At 61.6% G+C, this 19473-nt stretch carries 16 protein-coding genes; 11 read left to right on the top strand and 5 right to left on the bottom strand.

All coding sequences use genetic code 11. The features are described 5' to 3' along the window. Nucleotides 1-6: 6 nt before the first annotated feature. Nucleotides 7-906, bottom strand: a complete 900-nt coding sequence (locus ACYVI2_RS12595) for a DMT family transporter (RefSeq protein WP_415820156.1) — start codon at nucleotides 904-906, stop codon at nucleotides 7-9. 154 nt (nucleotides 907-1060) lie between these two features. Here ACYVI2_RS12595 and ACYVI2_RS12590 point away from each other — a divergent pair, with 154 nt between their 5' ends. Beyond that, nucleotides 1061-1573: a hypothetical protein gene (locus ACYVI2_RS12590; protein ID WP_415820157.1), complete on the top strand. Its 513-nt coding sequence runs from the start codon at nucleotides 1061-1063 to the stop codon at nucleotides 1571-1573. Nucleotides 1574-1613: 40 nt separating this feature from the next. Here the strand turns inward: ACYVI2_RS12590 and ACYVI2_RS12585 are convergent, their stop codons facing one another. Next, nucleotides 1614-2549, bottom strand: coding sequence for a glycosyltransferase family 2 protein (locus tag ACYVI2_RS12585; RefSeq protein WP_415820158.1), 936 nt, complete (start codon nucleotides 2547-2549; stop codon nucleotides 1614-1616). 232 nt (nucleotides 2550-2781) lie between these two features. Between ACYVI2_RS12585 and ACYVI2_RS12580 the strand changes: the two genes are divergently transcribed. Next, a complete protein-coding gene (locus tag ACYVI2_RS12580) occupies nucleotides 2782-3708 on the top strand; it encodes a LysR family transcriptional regulator (RefSeq protein WP_415820159.1) in 927 nt (308 codons plus the stop codon). A 176-nt stretch (nucleotides 3709-3884) separates the two neighbouring features. On the opposite strand, the gene ACYVI2_RS12575 is transcribed toward ACYVI2_RS12580, so the two are convergent. After that, nucleotides 3885-4013 (bottom strand): hypothetical protein, encoded by a 129-nt coding sequence (locus tag ACYVI2_RS12575; RefSeq protein WP_005016451.1) that lies wholly within the window; start codon nucleotides 4011-4013, stop codon nucleotides 3885-3887. Nucleotides 4014-4327: 314 nt separating this feature from the next. On the opposite strand from ACYVI2_RS12575, the gene uvrA reads away from it, so the two are divergent. From uvrA to ACYVI2_RS12560, 3 genes are all read left to right on the top strand, one after another. Beyond that, nucleotides 4328-10099, top strand: a complete 5772-nt coding sequence (gene uvrA / locus ACYVI2_RS12570; RefSeq protein ID WP_415820160.1) for an excinuclease ABC subunit UvrA — start codon at nucleotides 4328-4330, stop codon at nucleotides 10097-10099. A gap of 5 nt (nucleotides 10100-10104) precedes the next feature. Continuing rightward, nucleotides 10105-11376 carry an aminodeoxychorismate synthase component I gene (gene pabB / locus ACYVI2_RS12565; RefSeq protein ID WP_460490316.1) on the top strand — a complete coding sequence of 424 codons (1272 nt, stop codon included), beginning with the start codon at nucleotides 10105-10107 and terminating at the stop codon, nucleotides 11374-11376. Nucleotides 11377-11503: 127 nt separating this feature from the next. Further along, nucleotides 11504-12139, top strand: a complete 636-nt coding sequence (locus ACYVI2_RS12560) for an aminotransferase class IV family protein (RefSeq protein WP_415820161.1) — start codon at nucleotides 11504-11506, stop codon at nucleotides 12137-12139. Between the two features lie 71 nt (nucleotides 12140-12210). Here the strand turns inward: ACYVI2_RS12560 and ACYVI2_RS12555 are convergent, their stop codons facing one another. Further along, nucleotides 12211-13059: a tRNA threonylcarbamoyladenosine dehydratase gene (locus tag ACYVI2_RS12555; RefSeq protein ID WP_415820162.1), complete on the bottom strand. Its 849-nt coding sequence runs from the start codon at nucleotides 13057-13059 to the stop codon at nucleotides 12211-12213. 298 nt (nucleotides 13060-13357) lie between these two features. On the opposite strand from ACYVI2_RS12555, the gene ACYVI2_RS12550 reads away from it, so the two are divergent. The 6 genes from ACYVI2_RS12550 to purU all read left to right on the top strand — a co-directional run bounded on the left by ACYVI2_RS12550 (nucleotide 13358) and on the right by purU (nucleotide 18509). Next, on the top strand, nucleotides 13358-14572 hold the full coding sequence (locus tag ACYVI2_RS12550) for an MFS transporter (protein ID WP_415820163.1): 1215 nt from the start codon (nucleotides 13358-13360) through the stop codon (nucleotides 14570-14572). After that, complete coding sequence (locus ACYVI2_RS12545; RefSeq protein ID WP_415820164.1) at nucleotides 14569-15222, top strand: gamma-glutamylcyclotransferase; 654 nt, start codon at nucleotides 14569-14571, stop codon at nucleotides 15220-15222. The genes ACYVI2_RS12550 and ACYVI2_RS12545 overlap by 4 nt, the downstream gene beginning before the upstream one ends. Nucleotides 15223-15289: 67 nt before the next feature. Beyond that, the gene (pdxH, locus tag ACYVI2_RS12540; RefSeq protein ID WP_415820165.1) at nucleotides 15290-15922 is read left to right on the top strand and encodes a pyridoxamine 5'-phosphate oxidase; all 633 of its coding nucleotides are present in this window, start codon (nucleotides 15290-15292) and stop codon (nucleotides 15920-15922) included. Between the two features lie 48 nt (nucleotides 15923-15970). Further along, on the top strand, nucleotides 15971-16483 hold the full coding sequence (locus ACYVI2_RS12535) for a flavin reductase family protein (protein WP_415820166.1): 513 nt from the start codon (nucleotides 15971-15973) through the stop codon (nucleotides 16481-16483). Between the two features lie 13 nt (nucleotides 16484-16496). Next, nucleotides 16497-17603 carry an NAD(P)/FAD-dependent oxidoreductase gene (locus ACYVI2_RS12530; protein WP_415820167.1) on the top strand — a complete coding sequence of 369 codons (1107 nt, stop codon included), beginning with the start codon at nucleotides 16497-16499 and terminating at the stop codon, nucleotides 17601-17603. A gap of 51 nt (nucleotides 17604-17654) precedes the next feature. Continuing rightward, on the top strand, nucleotides 17655-18509 hold the full coding sequence (purU, locus tag ACYVI2_RS12525; protein WP_415820168.1) for a formyltetrahydrofolate deformylase: 855 nt from the start codon (nucleotides 17655-17657) through the stop codon (nucleotides 18507-18509). On the opposite strand, the gene ACYVI2_RS12520 is transcribed toward purU, so the two are convergent. Next, nucleotides 18506-19408, bottom strand: coding sequence for a LysR family transcriptional regulator (locus tag ACYVI2_RS12520; protein WP_415820169.1), 903 nt, complete (start codon nucleotides 19406-19408; stop codon nucleotides 18506-18508). The genes purU and ACYVI2_RS12520 overlap by 4 nt on opposite strands. Nucleotides 19409-19473: the final 65 nt, after the last annotated feature.

The raw sequence follows: 19473 nt of genomic DNA, 5'->3' as shown, positions 1-19473 counted from the left end.
ATAGCCTCAGTCAGCCTTGCGCGGCCGCCATTGCGCCAGACTGACTCCCGCCAGCGCCATCAGACCACCCACAATGTGATAGCTATGCGGCACCTCGTTCAACATGAAGGCCGCAATCGCTACCGTGCCGACCGGCATCAGGTTCAAAAAAATACTGGCCCGATTCGGTCCTAAATAACGCACACCCTGCATCCACAGATACGGTGCAAACAACGAAGGAAAAATCCCCGCATACAGGACCAACGGAATATTGCTGGCATTCAACGGCGAAGCCGGTGCCAACAAAAACGAAGGCACCTGAAACAAAATGCCGAACAACACCTGCACGTAAAGCGACTGCCACACCCCGATCGGCAAGGGCCAACGGCGCAGCAACACGCCATACATCGCATAAGCCAGCGCCGCCACGCCCATCAACCCGTCACCGATGCTGCCGCCGACCTCAAGCAAGCGCAGGGGATTCCCCTCGCCGAGCAATACGCCCAACCCGAGCAGCGACAAGGCGCCGCCCGCCACCGCCGTCCAGGCCGGCAACTCTCGCAGCACGATACAAACCAGCACAATCGTCAATAGCGGCACCATGGCAGTGATGATGCCCATATTGGTCGCCGTGGTCGTCGCCGCCGCCACATAAATCAACCCTTGATACACCGCCATCCCTAGCGCGCCCAATACGGCCAGCTTGCCCAGATGCGGCACGATCGCACGCCAGCCACGCAATACGCCGGGCAACACAAAAGGCGTCAGGATCACGCCGGCCAGCACCCAGCGATAAAACCCGATCACGGCCGGCTCAATCACATCGGCCGCCATCTTGGTCACCACCATATTCAATGACCAGATCAACGCCGCCAATAGTGGAAACAACATATGGCGCGCCGATGGCGCCGTTACAGCATTCGACATGACAACAGACTTTGCGCAAGCAAAGCCGCGATATTAGCGCTGTATCGTGAACATCGCCGCCGTGCTTGAGAAACGAGCGACAATATGGGTTTCGTATATACGGCTGCAACCGGCATTGCCTGGATCGCACGCAGTGCCCCTATCAGGACCCATCATGACCGCCTCCTCCACGCCCCCGGCCTCATTGACGCATTTCAGCTCCCAGGAGCTCGACATGCTCGCCAAAACCGCTGACGCCCTCAGCGCCTACCTAGGCAAACCCGTTCTGGCCGAAGTCGTGCTGGGTGACGAAGGCACCGAATGGGTCAGCTTTGGCATACCCGTCGAGCAAAGCGCCAAAGACGATGAGCAACCCCATGTCCAACTGGGAGGGCCGCAGGCCCGCCTCCTGGGTAATCGTGGCGGCCTCAGCCCCACCGACAATGATACCTACGATTGCCTCTACCTCTGGGCCATCCAGATCACTCTGGCCGAAGGCGAACGCTTCGTCAAACTGGACCAATCCGGCGAAGAAACCGCCTGGTCCGACGACCTGCTGGACGTCCTGCCCTTTGCGCTGTCCGATGAGCCCTTGCCTGATGTAGACGAGGAAGAAGAGGAAAATGATGACGAGGATGATGACGGCGACTACGACGCCGCTCTCCCTCCTGGACATCGCATTCACTGAAACCGGGGAGCGGGCCAGGTAAAAATCATCCTGGTGGGACCTAAGCCACTCCGCGCCGCTGATCCCGCCGGTACAACATATAGCCCACCGGCCACATCAACCCCACCAGCATCTTGGCTGTCGGCCGAGTCAGCGGATAGGCCTGCACTGCCGTGGGTACGCCCGAGTGCTCCAGATCCAATCGGAACCGCGTAAACCGCGCAGCAGCCATCAAGAAATCCTTGGGCCGAAACCGGAACCACTCCATGTGGTGTTCGAGCACATCCCACGCCAGCAAATACAGGCCCTGCGCATTATTGCGAATCGATACCGCCCCCCTGCTCAACCCGTCCGGGCTCGGGTGATAAACCCGAACCACGCGGTTAATACAATGGTTCAAGTATCCCGCCCGCGCCATCGCCCACCAGATCAGGCTCTCGGGCACAAAGCCCGCCACATCCTCGGGAAAAGGAAAACGGCGCAGCACAGCCGTACGCAGACTGCCGAATTTTTCGCCCTTGATTCGATAACGGAAATACAGATCGACGGCGGACGCATCGAAAATGTCCTGCGGGAAACGATCTCCCACAATGTCACCGTCGGGCCGGGCGCATAGGCCCATCACGCCCACATATCGCTCGCGTTGATCCGGCGCAATCTGTTCCCAGGCGTCCTTCAATATCTGCAGTCCCTCCGGCGGCATCTCATCATCGCTGTCCAGCGTAATGATGAACTCGCCATACGCCTCACGTACGCCTCGATTGAATGCCGTTTTTTTATGCTGGTTTTTCTGCCAGATATATCTGATGGGAAACTCGGCCTCGGCCTGCCATGCCCGGACCGCTTCGTGAGTCCGATCCGTCGATCCGTCGTCTACGACCAACCATTCGAAATCACGACAAACCTGCCGTTTCAGGGATTCGTACACACGATACAGAGTGCCTGCCCGGTTATAAGTGGGCGTCAGTATCGTGAACGTGTATTGAGGCTCACTCATGCAATCAAACAGGTCTGCGCAAGCGCGCCAACGGCAGCCACGCTGCTTACAAGTAAAAACTGGGTAAGTGTAGGAGGATATTTAGACCCGGGAGGTATTCCGAAACAGCCATTTTGAAAACAAATTTTGCAAATTCTGCCGTAGTGAAACAGGCATGTCGTCATTGTCTGACGCCACCCGCGAACAAAATGCCATCCAGCAGGTAAACTCTGGCGGCTGCCACGGACGACCTATGGACACTCATCCTATCCAGTTAAACGATATCGCGCTGTTTGTCGAAGTTGCTCGCCGCAAGAGCTTCAGTCTGGCCGCACGAGCGCTCGCCATGCCGACCTCGACGCTGTCACGCCGCATCGGCCAACTGGAACAAGCGATTGGATTACGGCTCATCAACCGCAACACCCGGCGCCTGGAGCTGACCAATGCCGGCGCCGCTTACCTGCGACGATGCCAAGGTCTCGTTGACGAAGCCCGCCTGGCGCATGAACAACTGCAGACCCTGTCAGCCAGTCCGCAGGGACGGCTCACCATTGCGATCCCCTACAGCATCGCGATCTGGCTGTTGCCTGATGCGTTAAAGGCCTTCACCGAACGCTACCCCGATTTGGAATGCGAGTTCGACATGAGCATGAAAGCCGCCGAAAACTCGCAAGGCGGCCCGTTCGATCTGGTCCTGCGTTTCGGCCGCAGCGCCCCCGCGTCAGAGCCTGGCGCCGCCGAAGAATCGATCGCGCAGGAAATTGCCTCGCTGGACACTCATCTGTACGCGTCGGCCGACTATTTGCGCGAACACGGCGAACCGCAGCAGCCTTCCGACCTGTCAGAGCACGAGTGCTTTCGTACCACGATCGACCCGGAACATTCATTCTGGGTGCTGCATAACGGCCAACACAGCGAACGTGTAGCCGTCAAAGGCGCTATCGCGGGCAACAGTATCAGTGTGATTGGCTCATTGGCTGGCTTGGGCATGGGCATCACCCGATTGCCCAATTGCCGAGCCCTGGCTCCCATCATCGACAGCAACGCCTTGCGGCGCATCCTGCCGCAATGGCGCCTGGAGCCCCTCTCGGTCTATGCCGAACTGCCGACCCCTGTGATGCCCGCCAAAACGCGGGCCTTCATGGATTTTCTGCGTCCTTGGCTGGACCCGGTTGTTTAAACATACCCCGAGGGGGCCGTTTTTTGCCTTGGGGCGGCCCGGCGGTAAAAAAAGCCCCCACGCTGCGCCTTCGGCTTGCTGCCCCCCGAGGGGGCCGTTTTTTGCCTTGGGGCGGCCCGGCGGCAAAAAAAAAACCACCGACATAATCGGTGGTTTTTTACATCAAGGCGCAAGAATTACACGCGTTTGATTTTTTCCAGCATCTTGAAAACACCTTTGGGGGCGTTGACGAACAAGCGCTTGAAAGACTTGCCCAGGCAACGGCGTTCCAGGGTGTTACGACGCACACGTTTGCGCTCAGCCATGATGATCTCCGGTAAGGTTCGATAGTGCCCAAACCCGCCCGACGTTCCCAGTATCAAAGCATAGACAAACTACGCTGCAATACTGACGGGCCACAGGCTGGTGGCAGAAATTGGATAACTCAGCATTGTAGCCTTAAACGCTGCCAGCAGCCAAATCGAGCCCGGCCCCAGCCCTGGCCAAGGATATTCACGCGACAATTACACGGATTAGCGGTAATCTAAGATACTGTTTAAATATACAGATATCTCAGCGATATCCTATCGTCCGCGGATTCTGGTCTGATTCCGCTTCGTCCACGCATCGTTCCCTCGTCATGAGCTCTCAAATTCGCATCGTCGGCGCCCGCCAAAACAACCTGAAAAACCTGGATCTGACGCTCGCCACCGGCGAGCTCGTCGTCATTACCGGCGTGTCGGGCTCAGGCAAAAGCTCCCTGGCGTTCGATACGCTCTATGCCGAGGGCCAGCGCCGCTACGTCGAAACCTTTTCGCCCTATGCACGCCAGTTTCTGGACCGCATGGACAAACCCCAGGTCGATCGCATCGAGGGCATTTTGCCCGCCATCGCCATCGACCAGACCAACCCGGTGCGCAGCTCGCGCAGCACCGTGGGCACGATGACCGAGCTGAACGATCATCTCAAGCTGCTCTTCGCGCGCGGCGCCAAGCTCTACTGCCGCGGCTGCGGCAAGCTCGTGCGGCGCGATACGCCCGACTCGATTGCCGCCTCGCTGGCGCGGCGCGCACCGGCGGCGGGCGACCCGCGCCTAGTCATTACGTTCCCGATTGCCGTACCCGCCAACTTCACAGAAGACGAGGTTCGCGGCTTTCTCGAGCAGCAGGGCTACACCCGCGTGCACCACGAAGAAACCCGTGCACCGTCGGCAACCAGGGTCGCCAGCAAACGCGCAAAGACCGCCAGCAAGGCCAAAACCGCAACGACCAACGACGAACGCCGCATTCTGCACGTAGTGCAAGACCGATTCCGTCATTCCAGCGCAGAACGCGAACGCCTGATGGAGGCGCTGGATACCGCGCTGCGCATGGGCGGCGGCCACATGGCCGTTCATGCGCTCGACGACGAAGGCGCCGACGCACAGGTCTGGAAATACAGCGATCGCCTGCACTGTGCAGACTGCGATATCGAATACACCGATCCGCTACCCAGCAGTTTTTCCTTTAACTCGCCGCTCGGCGCCTGCGAAACCTGCCGCGGGTTTGGGCGCGTCATCGGCATCGATTACGGCCTGGTCATCCCTGACGAAAACAAAACCTTGAACGAAGGCGCCATCAAGCCCTGGCAAACGCCCTCGTACAAGGAATGCCAGGACGATTTGGCCAAATACGCACCGCGCGCGGGTATCCCGCTCTCTGTGCCATGGAAATCCATGACCGAGGAACAGCGCCATTGGGTGCTGCATGGCGATCCCGACTGGAAAGGCGGCAACAACGCCTGGAAAACCCAGTGGTACGGTGTACATCGATTCTTTGCCTGGCTGGAAAGCCGCGCCTACAAAATGCATGTGCGCGTACTGCTGTCCAAATACCGCAGCTATACCCCCTGCCCGACGTGTCATGGCGCGCGTCTCAAGTCCGATGCCTTGCTGTGGCGCTTGGGGACCAAGGCCGAGGCCGATGCAGTTCTGCCGCCGGGCGACGGGCGCTATACGCGTTTCATGCCCGCAGGCGCGGCCTGGAGCCGTGAACAGCTCGAGTCCCTGGACGGCCTGTCGATTCACGATGTCATGCAGTTGCCCATCGAACGCGTGCGCAGCTTCTTTGACACGCTCTCGTTTACCGGCGTGCTGGATGCCGCCGCCGATCTGCTGCTGACCGAAGTCCGCGCGCGATTGAAATTTCTCTGCGACGTGGGCTTGGGCTATCTGACGCTGGACCGTCAAAGCCGCACCTTGTCTGGCGGCGAAGTACAACGCATCAACCTGACCACGGCGTTGGGCACCTCGCTGGTCAACACCCTGTTCGTCCTGGACGAGCCGTCTATCGGGCTGCACCCGCGCGACATGCACCGCGTCGTCGAAGTCATGCATCGGTTGCGCCAGGCCGGCAATACCCTGGTCGTCGTCGAACATGACCCTCAAGTCATGGTGGCTGCGGATCGCATCATCGACATCGGGCCGGGTCCGGGCGAACGCGGCGGACGTATTGTGTTCGACGGCACGCCCGCCCAGTTGCGCAGTTCTCACACGCTCACTGGCGACTACCTGGGCGGACGCCAACGTGTCGAGGCGCCGCGCCCCATGCCCGTCGCTGCCAACACGCCGCGCCTGTTATTAGAGGGCGCGACCGCACACAATCTGCGCAACGTCTCTATCGAACTGCCGCTCGGCCGTCTCGTGTGTGTTACCGGGGTGTCGGGCTCGGGCAAATCGACCTTGGTCCAGGATGTGCTGTATCCGGCCCTGCTCAAATACCAAGGCAAGCCCTCCGAGGCCCCCGGCCCGTTTGAACGCCTGCTGGGCGCCGAGCAGATTGCCGACGTGGTCATGGTCGATCAGACGCCTATCGGCAAGACCGCACGATCGAATCCGGCAAGCTATGTCGGGGCCTTTGATGCGATCCGCAAGCTCTTTGCCCAAGCGCCGCTCGCCAAGGAACGCGCCTACACCGCAGGCACGTTCAGTTTCAATAGCGGCGACGGGCGTTGCCCCACCTGCGGCGGCACCGGTTTCGAGCATGTCGAGATGCAGTTCCTGTCCGATGTCTATCTGCGTTGCCCCGATTGCGACGGACGGCGATTCCGTCCCGAAGTCCTCGAGGTGCGCATCGAACACCTGGGCAAGAACGCCTCGATAGACGAGGTCCTGGAGATGACCGTCAGCGAGGCCCTGGAATTTTTCAAAGGCTTGCGCGATGTGCAGACCGGGCTGGCGCCCTTGGCCGATGTGGGTCTCGAATACGTACGATTAGGACAACCCGTCCCCACGTTATCCGGCGGCGAAGCCCAGCGCCTGAAGCTCGCCGGCCATTTGGCCGAAGCCGCGCGCAGTGGCATCTCGACCGCCAAGGTTGCTAAAAAAGGCAGCCTGTTCTTGTTCGACGAGCCGACGACCGGACTGCACTTTGACGATGTGTCGCGCCTGATGCGCGCATTCCGCAAGCTGCTCGCGGCAGGCCATACCTTGTTGGTCATCGAACACAATCTCGACGTCATCCGCGCCGCAGATTGGCTGATCGACCTGGGCCCCGAAGGTGGCGACGCCGGCGGCCTCGTCGTAGGTGTCGGTACCCCGCAAGACTTGATGGACAACCCGCACTCGCATACCGGGACGGCGTTACGCGACTACGAAGTCAGCGTATTGCCGAGCCAGGCCATCGAGGCAGTCACGGCTGGAGATACTGACATTGACGCCGCGTCAGCCTCTTCCGCCCTCACATTGGCCGAGCCCGCCGCCACCTATGCGGAAAGCGCCGGTACGCCGCTGCAATCTCTCATGCGCCGCCGGCGCCAGGCGCAAGCCATCGAGATACGCAATGCGCGCGAACACAACCTGAAAAACGTCAACGTCGAGATTCCCCACGACAAGTTCACCGTCATCACCGGCGTCTCGGGCTCGGGCAAATCCACGCTGGCCTTTGACATCCTGTTCAACGAGGGCCAACGCCGTTATCTGGAATCGTTGAATGCCTACGCGCGCGCCATCGTGCAGCCTGCGGGCAAGCCGGATGTGGACGCGATTTTCGGTATTCCGCCCACGGTCGCGATCGAACAGCGCACCAGCCGCGGCGGGCGTAAATCCACCGTCGCCACAATGACGGAGATTCACCATTTTCTGCGCCTGCTGTACGTCAAGCTGGGCACGCAATATTGCCCCGACTGCCAGGTCGCCGTCGAGCCGCAAAACACCGACCAGATCGTGGCGCGCCTGTTGCGCGAGCACAAGGGCCAGCATATCGGCCTGCTCGCGCCGCTGGTCACTGCACGCAAGGGCTACTACACCGATTTGGCCAAGTGGGCGGGCTCCAAGGGCTACACGCATTTGCGGGTCGACGGCACGTTCATTCCCGTCAGTCCGTGGCCGCGCCTGGATCGCTACAAGGAACACACCATCGAGTTGCCGATCGCCGATCTGATCGTCGATCCCGACAACGAGGCGGCGCTGCGCAATGCCGTCAAACAGGCCCTGGAACACGGCCAAGGCGTCCTCAGCATGGTCTGGCCGGTCAACAAACTGCACGAGGCGCTCGACAGCGAGCTGCAGCAGCAGCATTTCTCGGTCAAACGCGCCTGCCCCTCGTGCGGCACCAGCTTTCCAGAGCCGGACCCACGCCTGTTTTCGTACAACTCCAAACATGGCTGGTGCACGGGATGCTTTGGCACGGGCGTACAACTGCAGGATTTCGACGCCGAGCAAACCGGCGAGGAATCCGCCTGGAACGCGGGCTACGATGGCGAGGCTCACACTTGCACGGTCTGCGATGGCCAGCGCCTGAATCGCGTAGCGCGAGCCGTGCGCTGGCGTGACCGCTCCATCGCCGAGCTCGCCGCCATGCCGGTTTCCGAGGCACACACCTTTTTCACCGGCCTGGTTGCGCGCGGCCGCGAGGGCGAAATTGCGCGCGATATCCTGACGGAAATTCGCGGCCGCCTGAATTTCATGAAAGAGGTCGGCCTGGATTATCTGGCGCTGGATCGTGCCGCACCCACCTTGTCGGGCGGCGAAGCCCAACGCATCCGGCTCGCGGCACAGTTGGGCTCGAACCTGCAAGGCGTGTGCTACGTGCTGGACGAGCCCACCATCGGCCTGCATCCACGTGATAACCGCATATTGCTGGACGCCCTGGCCCGTCTCGAAGGCAACGGCAATACGCTGGTCGTGGTGGAGCACGATGACGACACCATCCGCCGTGCCTCGCACATCATCGACATTGGCCCCGGCGCAGGCGTGCGCGGCGGCCGCGTTGTGGCGCAAGGCAGCGCGCAGGACCTGATCGACGCACCTGAGTCGGTCACCGGCCGTTATCTGGCCAAGCCCTTGAAGCATCCGCTCAATGGCCGCCGCGCGGTCGACGATGACACGCAGATGATTCAGATCCATGGCGCACACCTGCATAATCTGCGCCATGTCGATGCCCGAATTCCCATTGGCCGTCTCAGCGTCGTCACGGGCGTGTCCGGATCCGGCAAGTCCACGCTCGCACGCGAGGTCCTGCTCGACAACCTGCTGCAAGCCGTCTCGCAATCCAAAGCCCCGCGCTGGAACGGCTGCGAACGCATCAGCGGCTGGGAGACGATCGATCGCGTCCTGGAAGTCGACCAGACACCCATCGGCAAAACCCCGCGGTCCTGCCCGGCCACCTATATCGGGTTCTGGGATGACGTGCGCCGCCAATTCGCCGATACGCGCGAGGCCCGCATGCGCGGATGGAGCGCCGCACGGTTCTCGTTCAACACCGGCGATGGCCGCTGCCCCATTTGCGAAGGCCAGGGCATGCGCACCATCGAAATGAACTTCCTGCCCGACGTCAAAGTGCCCTGCGATGCCTGCAACGGCGCACGCTTCAACAGCGACACGTTGTCAGTACAAATGCGCGGCAAAAACGCGGGCGAGTTGCTCAACATGGAGGTCGACGATGCGCTGGGCTACTTCACCGCGCATCCCAAAATTCATCGTCCCTTGCAACTGATGCAGGACGTGGGGCTGGGATACCTGACACTGGGGCAACCCTCGCCCACCCTATCCGGAGGCGAGGCGCAGCGCATCAAGCTGGTCACAGAGCTGTCGAAAGCCCGCTTGACCGAGGGCGTCATCACGACAGGCCGTGCTTCGCGCATTCCGCACACGCTGTATGTATTGGACGAGCCGACGGTCGGCCTGTCGATGGCCGATGTGGAAAAACTGATTCACGTGCTGCATCGCCTGGTCGAGGCAGGCAATACTGTTGTCGTGATCGAGCACAATCTGGACGTGATCGCCGAGGCCGATTGGCTGCTCGACCTCGGCCCCGAGGGCGGCACCGGAGGCGGCCAACTGGTCGCCGAGGGTTCGCCCGAACACGTGATGACCTTGCGCGAACGCTCGCATACCGGCCGTGTCTTGACGGAATTTCTCGCACAACAGCAGTAAGCATCATGCAATGTCGTTTTGAAGATCGTCTGGCCGGGCGTGCACTGAATCTGCAGCGCCTGCGCCAACGCATCGAAGCCCGTCACCGCGAGGAATTGCCTGCCGCGCTGGACGCCATCGAGGCCGCGCGCCGCGCAGGGTATTGGGTCGCGCTGCTGCTCGACTACGAGCTGGGGGAATGGCTGGCCCCCGAAACCACCTTGCCGCCGCCCACAGGCGGCGCGGCAACACGGCAAGTCGCCGATGGCACAGCTCGCCTGGCAGGGTTGGTATTCGAGCGCATGACCGTTGAAGCGCCGTGGCCGGCGGAGAACACCGTACCGACACGGACTGCGGAAAACACGCCCACCCTGCACGCAAGCGAGGTCCCTGCCTCGACCTCCCCCGGCTCCGCAAATACCGCAGACATAACGACTCGGCATGTACCAGCCGCACATATCACTTCCATCCGGCCTCGCATGGCACGAGCAGACTATCTGCGCCAGATCGAAGCCATCCGCCAGCTGATAGCCGCGGGCGAACTCTATCAGGTGAACTACACCCTGCCTCTGGATGTACAGCTGCAAGGCGACCCACGTTCGCTTTACCAACACCTCGCAGCTCGCCATCCGGTAGCCCACGGCGCCTATATCGAAGACGGCCAACGCACCGTACTGTCGTTTTCCCCAGAGTTGTTTGTGCGGCGAGAGGGCGCCCGCCTGACGGTACGCCCGATGAAAGGCACCTCGCCACGCCATCCAGATCCCATCGAAGACGAACGGCTCGGCCGCGAACTGCACGCCAGCGCCAAAAATCGCGCAGAAAACCTGATGATCGTGGACCTGCTGCGCAATGATCTCGGCCGCCTGGCCCGCCCTGGCTCGGTCCAGGTGCCTGCGCTATTCACCCTGGAACGCTACCCCACCGTGTGGACGATGACCTCCACGGTGACCGCCGAGGTCCCGGACGCGACGTTCAGCCAGATCCTGCACTCCCTGTTTCCTTGCGGCTCGATTACCGGCGCGCCCAAGATCGCCGCCATGCGGCGCATCCGCCAAATGGAAATCGCACCGCGCGGCCTGTACTGCGGGGCCATCGGCTGGCTCGCGCCCGATGGGGATTTTTCGCTGAACGTCGCGATTCGGACGCTGGTGCTGGATCAAACTGGCCAAGGGGTTTATAGCGTCGGAGGCGGCATCGTGCACGACTCGGATCCGGAACTGGAATGGCAGGAGTGCCAGTGGAAAGCTCGGCTCTTGCAGGATGCCATGCCAGCCTCTGCGTCGGGACCGGCATAGTTATCTGCCGCGGCACGGCTGCGGCGGCCGCACCGGCATCGGCCTCTCACTCCATCATCGGATAACATTCCAACTCACCCCCGCATTCCATCACCGGGCCGTTTTTCCTGCACTCGAGATTCAGATCATGTCCGCTGAGCTGATCGAAACCATGCTTGTCGACGCAGACGGCAACATCCCCCTGCTGCCCCGCCACCTGGCCCGCCTGGAAGCCAGTTGCGCCGCGCTGGACTATCCATGGGCGGGTGCGCTGGAAATCGAACGGGCCCTGTATTCCGCGCTATCCATGCTGGCCACACCCGGTATGCACCGGCTGCGATTGCTGCTCAATCGCACGGGACACCGCACTGTCCAAACGGCCCCCTTGCCCGCGTTGCCCGACGTTCAGCACATCATGCTGTCTGATGAGGTACTGGACGCAGACGAACCCCTGCTGCGCTACAAAACCACCTATCGCCCCTGGTACACCGACGCCGCGAGCTGGCTGGCCGCGCATCCCGACGTATTCGACCTGCTGTACCTGAATCAACGCGGGGAGCTCTGCGAAGGCAGCCGCAGCAACGTTTATCTGCTGATCCGGGGTGTCTGGTACACGCCTCCAACCAGCAGCGGCTGCCTGCCGGGCGTGCAGCGCGCGGAGTTGCTCGATCGAGAGTCGGTGCACGAACGCACCCTGAGCGCGCAAGACCTGCATCAGGCCGAAGGCATACGCCTGTCCAACGCGCTGCGCGGCTGGTTCGACGTCACCTTGCGATCAGTCTGATCCATGCGTAGCATGGCCGGCCTCAAGCGGCCGGCGCCGACGTTAAACAGGGGAAGACGTTCAGGCGTTGACTACGCCTTTGCTTTCAACGCCAGTTGCAACGCCTCGTTAGCGACGGCCATCCCCATCGCTGCCGTCACCGTCACGACAGAGCCATATCCCGCGCACGACAGTCCCTGCGGCGCAACCGTCTGAGCGGCGGCCCCCATATCGTCGGTCACCTCGGCAGCGCGCGCCCAAGCCGCGGGCATGATCGCCGGCTGATCGAACCAGAGCGCTCTCACTCCCATGCGCGGGACCCGTTTGAGCGCCTTGCCGCGTGCGTCGCTGGCCTTGGGAAATCCGTGCTGGCGGCGCAATTGATTGCGCAGCTTGGCCAGTAGCGCGTCGTTTACCGCCTGCGACAAATCCCCCGCGCGCAAGGCCAGCGGATCCGTCTTGCCCCCCGCGCCGCCACACAATAGCAGTGGCACGCGGCGCTCGCGGGCATACAGCACCATCGCGATTTTGGCCGCTGCCTGATCCGTGCAATCGACCAACACGGCATACGGCCCAGGCAACACCTGATCGATATTGCCGGGCTCGACGAAATCCTCGACACGCGTCAACACGCACGCCGGGTTGATCGCCTGAATCCGATCCGCCATGGCGTCGACCTTGGACTGCCCGATGGTTGAGGTCAGGGCATGAATCTGCCGATTGACGTTGGATTCCGCGATGTTGTCCAGATCGATCAGGGTCAACGCCCCCACGCCGCATCGGGCCAGCGCCTCTGCAACCCAGGACCCCACTCCGCCCAAACCCGCCACTGCAATGTGTGCCTCTCGCAAACGAGCCGGCGCATCCGGGCCATATAGGCGCGCCAAACCACCAAAACGGCGTTCGGCGTCGACGTCATCCAAGGTAGGTGAAATATCCATGGGCGCTATTTTCCCACGACGGCGTACCGCACAGCGCAATCCACACAAAACGACCCAGCTTCGGCCAAACGTTGCAATAAGGACACACCCTGACAATCTCTGATTCGATGCGCGTCGCGCCCTGGGAAATCACAACTTCTGTGATCTATCAATTAATTAACATCAGTTCATCCCAACCGGGCGGCTATATGCCGACAAATGTGCCGTTCGGTTTTCTTGTTCCATCAAATTGCCCGGCTGCGCTCTCTCGACACCCCGGAGACTTAAGATCAAAATCGCAGAAGTTAATGCCGCATCAGTGTCAACTTCAGCCCCTTCCCCCTCTTCTTCCTCTCATGCGACGGAGTTTTCCGGAGCGGGTCTGCTGTGCGTGGTTGCCATGCTCAACCACATCGCCCTCACCGGCGGACGCATCACCGTATCGCTAACTGCCCTGCAACTGGGGCTATCTACGTTTATTGTGGGCAGTTTGGTCGCGGTATTCGCGGTCATCCCCATGTTGATGTCGGTACGGGCCGGCCAGTGGATCGACCGTATCGGGATACGCCGCCCCATCACCTTGGGCAATGCATTGGTTGTCACCGGCACAGTCTTGCCCTTTATCCACCAACACCAGATCACGCTGCTCATTGCAGCCTGTAGCATCGGTACTGGCTTCATGTTGCACCAAGTCGCGACCCAGGATGTGTTGGGGCATGCCGAACCTGCGCGCCGCCTGCGCAATTTTTCCTGGTTGTCGCTCTCCATGGCGGGCTCCGGATTCAGCGGTCCGCTCATCGCCGGGCTGGCCATCGATCATTTGGGTTCACGGCTGGCATTCGGCATTTTGACCCTGGGGCCACTGCTGGCCCTGGCCGGGCTGCGCCGGCTGCAGCCCGCTCTGCGCGCCGTGGACGAGAGCATAGAGCCCGCTGCGCGGCAGATCGCACGCCGGCGGGCCACCGAATTACTGCAACTCCCACCCCTGCGGCGCATCCTGATGGTCAATACCATTTTGTCGGGCGCCTGGGATACCCACCTGTTTGTCGTACCGCTGTTCGGGGTCGCCATCGGGCTGTCCGCCACCACGATCGGCACCATACTTGCGTCCTTCGCGCTGGGAACTTTCCTCATTCGGCTGGCATTGCCGTTTATCCAGACGCGCGTACGTTCCTGGACGCTCGTGCGCACAGCCATGGTCATCACGGCGGTAGATTTTCTCGTTTACCCGCTTTTCGCCGACGTTGCGGTCCTGATTGCGCTATCTTTTGTTCTGGGTTTGGCCCTGGGATGCTGCCAACCGAGTATGCTGTCGCTACTGCACCAACATACGCCGCATGGTCGTGCCGCAGAGGCGGTGGGTTTGCGGATGGCATTCATCAATGCCTCGCAAGTCTCTCTGCCATTGACCTTTGGCGCGTTGGGTGCGGTAATTGGCATCGCTCCCTTGTTTTGGGCCTACGCTGCCGCGCTGAGCGCAGGCGGCTGGGCCAATCGTCACCCCCCGCAAGACGCAGAAACTCCCGCGCCGTGAATTCGCCGACCCCTCCTTCCGCCCTCACCGCCCCTGTCCCCCCTTTTCGTCTCTGGACGCCCGAAGAACGACGCGCCTCGCTTGACGAGGCTCTCAAGCATTGGCGCGAGGGCGAAGACGTCTGGGTCTACGCCTACGGTTCCCTGATCTGGCGCCCCGATTTCGATTTTCAGGAACGCCGGCTGGCGACCTTGCGTGGCCACCATCGTGCGCTTTGCTTGTGGTCTCGAGTCAATCGTGGCACCCCGGAATGCCCGGGACTGGTATTCGGGCTCGATCGTGGAGGCTCCTGCCGGGGAGTGGTCTATCGCTTGGCGGGCAACTCCGTCCCTGATTTTTTCCCGGCATTGTGGAATCGCGAAATGTCCACCGGCGCCTATTTGCCCCGCTGGATCAACTGCACCACGGACCAAGGCTCCGTACGCGCGCTGGTATTCATCATGAACCGCGACAACCCGGCCTACATCCGGACGCTGCCCGAGCCCGAACTGCTGGCTATCGTGCGACGCGCCTCCGGCAGCTGCGGCCCCTGCACGGAATATGTGGTCCAAACCGCCTCGGCCCTGCGCGAGGCCGGCATACATGACGCGCGCCTGGACCGGATCGCCCGGCAACTCGAAGAACAGGCCGACCCTCTGCCCGATAACTGAACCCCATCTCACGAAGGCGGTAAACTGGGGGATACCCGATTTCTGATGCGCCTGGATGTCCCGCCTCATGTCTGTCTCTGATCTGCGCCAAAGCTACGAAAAAAATGTCCTGCTCGAGGAGACCGCTGCTGCGTCGCCGCTCGAACAGTTCAGCCAGTGGTTTGACCAAGCCCTGCAGGCCAAGGTCCCCGAGCCCAATGCCATGACGCTGGCCACCGTTGACAGCACAGGCCAGCCGTCGGCCCGCACCGTGCTGATCAAGGGCTTTGATGCGCGCGGTTTTGTGTTCTTTACCAATTACGAGTCCCGTAAAGGGCGTGACCTGCTGGACAACCCGCGCGCCGCATTGCTGTTTTTCTGGCAACCGCTCGAGCGTCAGGTGCGCATCGAGGGCGTCATCGAAAAGGCCTCGGCCGAGGAATCCGACGCGTATTTCCATAGCCGTCCGCTGGGCTCCCGCCTGGGCGCCTGGGCCTCGGAGCAAAGCCAGCCCATTACGCGCGCCGAGCTCGAAGCCCGCGAGCAGACATTCCGCGAGCGTTACGGCGATCAGCCGCCCCGGCCCCCCCACTGGGGAGGGTACCGCCTCGTACCGACCTTGTTCGAATTCTGGCAGGGCCGCGCATCGCGGCTGCATGACCGCCTGCGGTATTTGCCCGACGGCCAAGGCAGCTGGGTCATCGATCGCCTGTCGCCTTGAACCCTAAGCCCTCCTGAGCGACTCTCGCCCCCGCCGACCGCTGCCTGCATGCCCCATACAGCCCCTTCCTTCGATGCGAGCTTTTTCCGTACCGCGCTTGGCCGTTTTGCCACCGGCGTCACGGTCGTCACGACGGCCGCTCCCGATGGCGCGCCGATCGGCCTGACCGTCAGTTCGTTCAATTCGGTCTCGCTGGACCCTCCCCTGATACTCTGGAGCCTGTCCCGCCGGTCGAGCTCGCTCGAGGTATTCGAACAATGCGAATGCTACGTGGTCAACGTGTTGTCTGCCGGCCAGATTGCGCTGGCGCGGCGCTTTGCCACAGGCAATACCCGCGAGCGCTTTGACGGGCTGCCCCGAGGCCAGGCCCCTGGCGGTACGCCCATGCTGGATGAGTATTGCGCGGCCTGGTTCGAATGCCGCAACCGCAGCCGCTACGTCGAGGGCGATCACATCATCATGGTGGGCGAAGTCGAACGCTGCGGCCACACCGCCGAAGCGCCCCTCGTTTTTCATGCCGGCGGATTCGAATTGACCCCGGCTCACGCTGACTCAAAATAAACCCGGTTCCCTTATGAGTACTGACATCGATTGCATCGTGGTCGGCGCTGGCGTCGTAGGCCTGGCAGTAGCGCGCGCACTGGCCCTGCAAGGCCGCGAGGTCTTGTTGGCCGAGGCCACCGAAGGGATAGGCACAGGCACCAGCTCCCGCAACTCGGAAGTCATCCACGCGGGGATCTACTATCCCGCCGGCAGCCTCAAGGCGCAATTGTGCGTGCGCGGCAAACACATGCTGTACGACTATTGCGCCACACGTGGCGTGCCTCACCAGCGCCTGGGCAAACTGATTGTCGCGACGACGGACGACGAAGCCCTCTTGCTGGACGGCATCGCGCAGCGCGCCCTCGCCAATGGTGTTGACGATATGCGCAAGCTCACCGCCGCCGAGGCCATGGCACTGGAGCCGTCCCTGCACTGCACGGCCGCCCTGCTGTCGCCATCCACCGGTATCGTCGATAGCCACGCACTGATGCTGGCCTACCAGGGCGATGCGGAAAACGCAGGCGCGCAATGCGTCTTTTACACGCCGATGCAATCGGCCCGCGTCCGGCCCGAAGGCGGATTCGAGGTGCAGTTCGGCGGCGAAGAGGCGATGAGCCTGTCGTGCAATGTATTGATCAATGCCTCGGGCATTCATGCACCTACGCTGGCACGCCACATCGATGGCCTGCCGCCGGCCAGCATTCCGAACGAATATCTGTGCAAAGGCAGCTATTTCACGCTGACCGGCCGGGCGCCGTTTTCGCACCTGATCTACCCGGTGCCTCAGCACGCCGGCCTGGGCGTGCACCTGACGCTGGATATGGGCGGGCAAGCCAAATTCGGCCCGGATACCGAATGGATTCCTGTCGAAGACTACACGCTGGACCCGAGCCGGGCCGACGTGTTCTATGACGCGGTCCGCACCTATTGGCCCGCCTTGCCTGATGGCGCGCTTGCTCCTGGCTATACTGGCATCCGCCCCAAGATTTCCGGCCCTCACGAGCCTGCCGCGGATTTTGTCATTGCCGGCCCCTCCATGCACGGCGTCGCAGGATTGGTCAATCTGTTCGGCATCGAATCGCCGGGCCTGACCGCCAGCCTCGCCATCGCCGACGAGACCGTCGCTCGGTTATCGTAATTTTCCCGCCGCCGAGCCGCAGCGTAGTGACCTTATTATTTTTCTCAGATCATGCCGCATAACGATCATATCCTGACCCTTTCCTGCCCCGATCGCACGGGCATCGTGTATCGCGTCAGCGGCCTGCTGTTCGAGCTGGGCTGCAACATCCTGGATTCTCAGCAATTCGGCGATGACGAAAGCGGCCGTTTCTTTTTGCGGGTGCATTTCGACTTGCCTGCCGACGTGACCGCGGACAGCCTGCGCGAACGGTTTGCACCCATGGCCGATACGTTTGCCATGGACTGGCAAATCCATGATGCACGCCGCAAGCCTCGCCTGTTGATCATGGTCAGCAAACAAGGACACTGCCTGAACGACCTGCTGTTCCGCGTACAGAGCGGCCAGCTGCATGCCGAGATCGCTGCCATCGTGTCCAACCACAATGACTACGCGAGCCTGGCCGCGTCGTACGGTATTCCGTTTCACCATCTGCCGGTCACGCCCGACACCAAGGCCGACCAGGAAAGACAGGTCTTGAGCCTGGTCGAGTCAGAAAACATCGATCTGGTGGTCCTGGCGCGCTACATGCAGATCCTGTCGCAAGACATGTGCCAGGCGCTAAATGGCCGCGCCATCAACATCCACCATAGCTTCTTGCCGAGCTTCAAGGGTGCGCGCCCCTATCACCAGGCGCACGCCCGCGGCGTCAAGATCATCGGCGCGACCGCACACTACGTGACGTCCGACTTGGACGAAGGTCCGATCATCGAGCAAGACATCGAACGCGTGGATCACACGATGACGGCACAAGACCTGACGCAAGTCGGCAGCGATGTGGAATCGTTGGTGCTGGCCCGTGCCGTGCGCAGCCATGTCGAGCACCGCATTCTGCTCAATCGCAACAAGACAGTCGTGTTCCGTTAGGCCTTTTCGCCGGTCTTGCCATAGTGGTTGCGCACCAGCCGGACGGCGGTGCGCAACAGCGGCGAATCCACCGGTCTCGGCCAGATAGCCTGACTGATGGACCGCGCCTGGTGATCAAACGCGATAAAGCGCGTGCCCGCCAAACCGCTGCGAGCCAGGCACGCAGGCACGATAGACACCCCCAATCCCTGCGACACCAGCGCTGCAACGCTGAGCCAATGGCGAACCTCGTGGCGTATGACTGGGTGAAAGCCTGCGGTCACACACATCGACAATACCGTCTCGTAATAGCTGGGCGAGGCCTCACGCGCAAAGAAAATAAAATCATCCTTGGCGACCGCTCGCAGCGACACCCGGCGGCGGCGGGCCAACGGATGCGTATCAGGCACGCACAGCACAAAAGGTTCGGCCAACAGATCCAGCGTCCGGACTTCGCCCGGTGCAGGATTCGCGTGAATGAACCCTAAGTCCTGTTCGCCTCGGCGCACGGCCTCTAGTTGATCATGTGAATTCAGCTCAATCAGCACGTGCTCGACATCGGGCAAAGCCGCACGCATCGACGCCAGCAAATCAGGCAAGCCCCGGTACAGCATCGACCCGACAAACCCGATGCGCAGACGCCCGCGCAAGCCGGCGTCAACACGCTGTACCAACGTCCCGATGGCCTCGGACTGACGCAATAAGGCCTGCGCCTCGCGATACAGCACGCGCCCGGCTTCGGTCAGCGCCACGTGGCGGCTGGTGCGTTCCAGCAGTTGCGCTCCCAGCGTCGTCTCCAATTGCCGAATGGCATAACTGAGAGGCGGCTGAGAAATATGCAGCCGCTGCGCGGCACGGCTGAAATGGCGTTCTTCGGCGACCGCAATGAAGTAACGCAACAGACGTGGCTCCAGATCCATGGGCATCTCCCGTCGATGTTTGAATCTATATTTAATTTATATCGTTCAACATTAAAACAGTATTT

This window comes from Bordetella tumbae (genome assembly GCF_054780995.1).
Note: the sequence above shows the minus strand (reverse complement) of the source record. Positions and strands in the feature narration are given on the sequence as shown.

Excerpts from the sequence above, each read along its gene's own strand:
- ACYVI2_RS12575 (WP_005016451.1), bottom strand. The coding sequence starts at position 4,013 with ATGGCTGAGCGCAAACGTGTGCGTCGTAACACCCTGGAACGCCGTTGC.
- ACYVI2_RS12580 (WP_415820159.1), top strand. The coding sequence starts at position 2,782 with ATGGACACTCATCCTATCCAGTTAAACGATATCGCGCTGTTTGTCGAA.
- ACYVI2_RS12520 (WP_415820169.1), bottom strand. The coding sequence starts at position 19,408 with ATGGATCTGGAGCCACGTCTGTTGCGTTACTTCATTGCGGTCGCCGAA.
- ACYVI2_RS12595 (WP_415820156.1), bottom strand. The coding sequence starts at position 906 with ATGTCGAATGCTGTAACGGCGCCATCGGCGCGCCATATGTTGTTTCCA.
- ACYVI2_RS12560 (WP_415820161.1), top strand. The coding sequence starts at position 11,504 with ATGTCCGCTGAGCTGATCGAAACCATGCTTGTCGACGCAGACGGCAAC.
- ACYVI2_RS12530 (WP_415820167.1), top strand. The coding sequence starts at position 16,497 with ATGAGTACTGACATCGATTGCATCGTGGTCGGCGCTGGCGTCGTAGGC.
- ACYVI2_RS12535 (WP_415820166.1), top strand. The coding sequence starts at position 15,971 with ATGCCCCATACAGCCCCTTCCTTCGATGCGAGCTTTTTCCGTACCGCG.
- pabB (WP_460490316.1), top strand. The coding sequence starts at position 10,105 with ATGCAATGTCGTTTTGAAGATCGTCTGGCCGGGCGTGCACTGAATCTG.
- ACYVI2_RS12590 (WP_415820157.1), top strand. The coding sequence starts at position 1,061 with ATGACCGCCTCCTCCACGCCCCCGGCCTCATTGACGCATTTCAGCTCC.
- ACYVI2_RS12555 (WP_415820162.1), bottom strand. The coding sequence starts at position 13,059 with ATGGATATTTCACCTACCTTGGATGACGTCGACGCCGAACGCCGTTTT.
- ACYVI2_RS12585 (WP_415820158.1), bottom strand. The coding sequence starts at position 2,549 with ATGAGTGAGCCTCAATACACGTTCACGATACTGACGCCCACTTATAAC.
- pdxH (WP_415820165.1), top strand. The coding sequence starts at position 15,290 with ATGTCTGTCTCTGATCTGCGCCAAAGCTACGAAAAAAATGTCCTGCTC.
- uvrA (WP_415820160.1), top strand. The coding sequence starts at position 4,328 with ATGAGCTCTCAAATTCGCATCGTCGGCGCCCGCCAAAACAACCTGAAA.
- purU (WP_415820168.1), top strand. The coding sequence starts at position 17,655 with ATGCCGCATAACGATCATATCCTGACCCTTTCCTGCCCCGATCGCACG.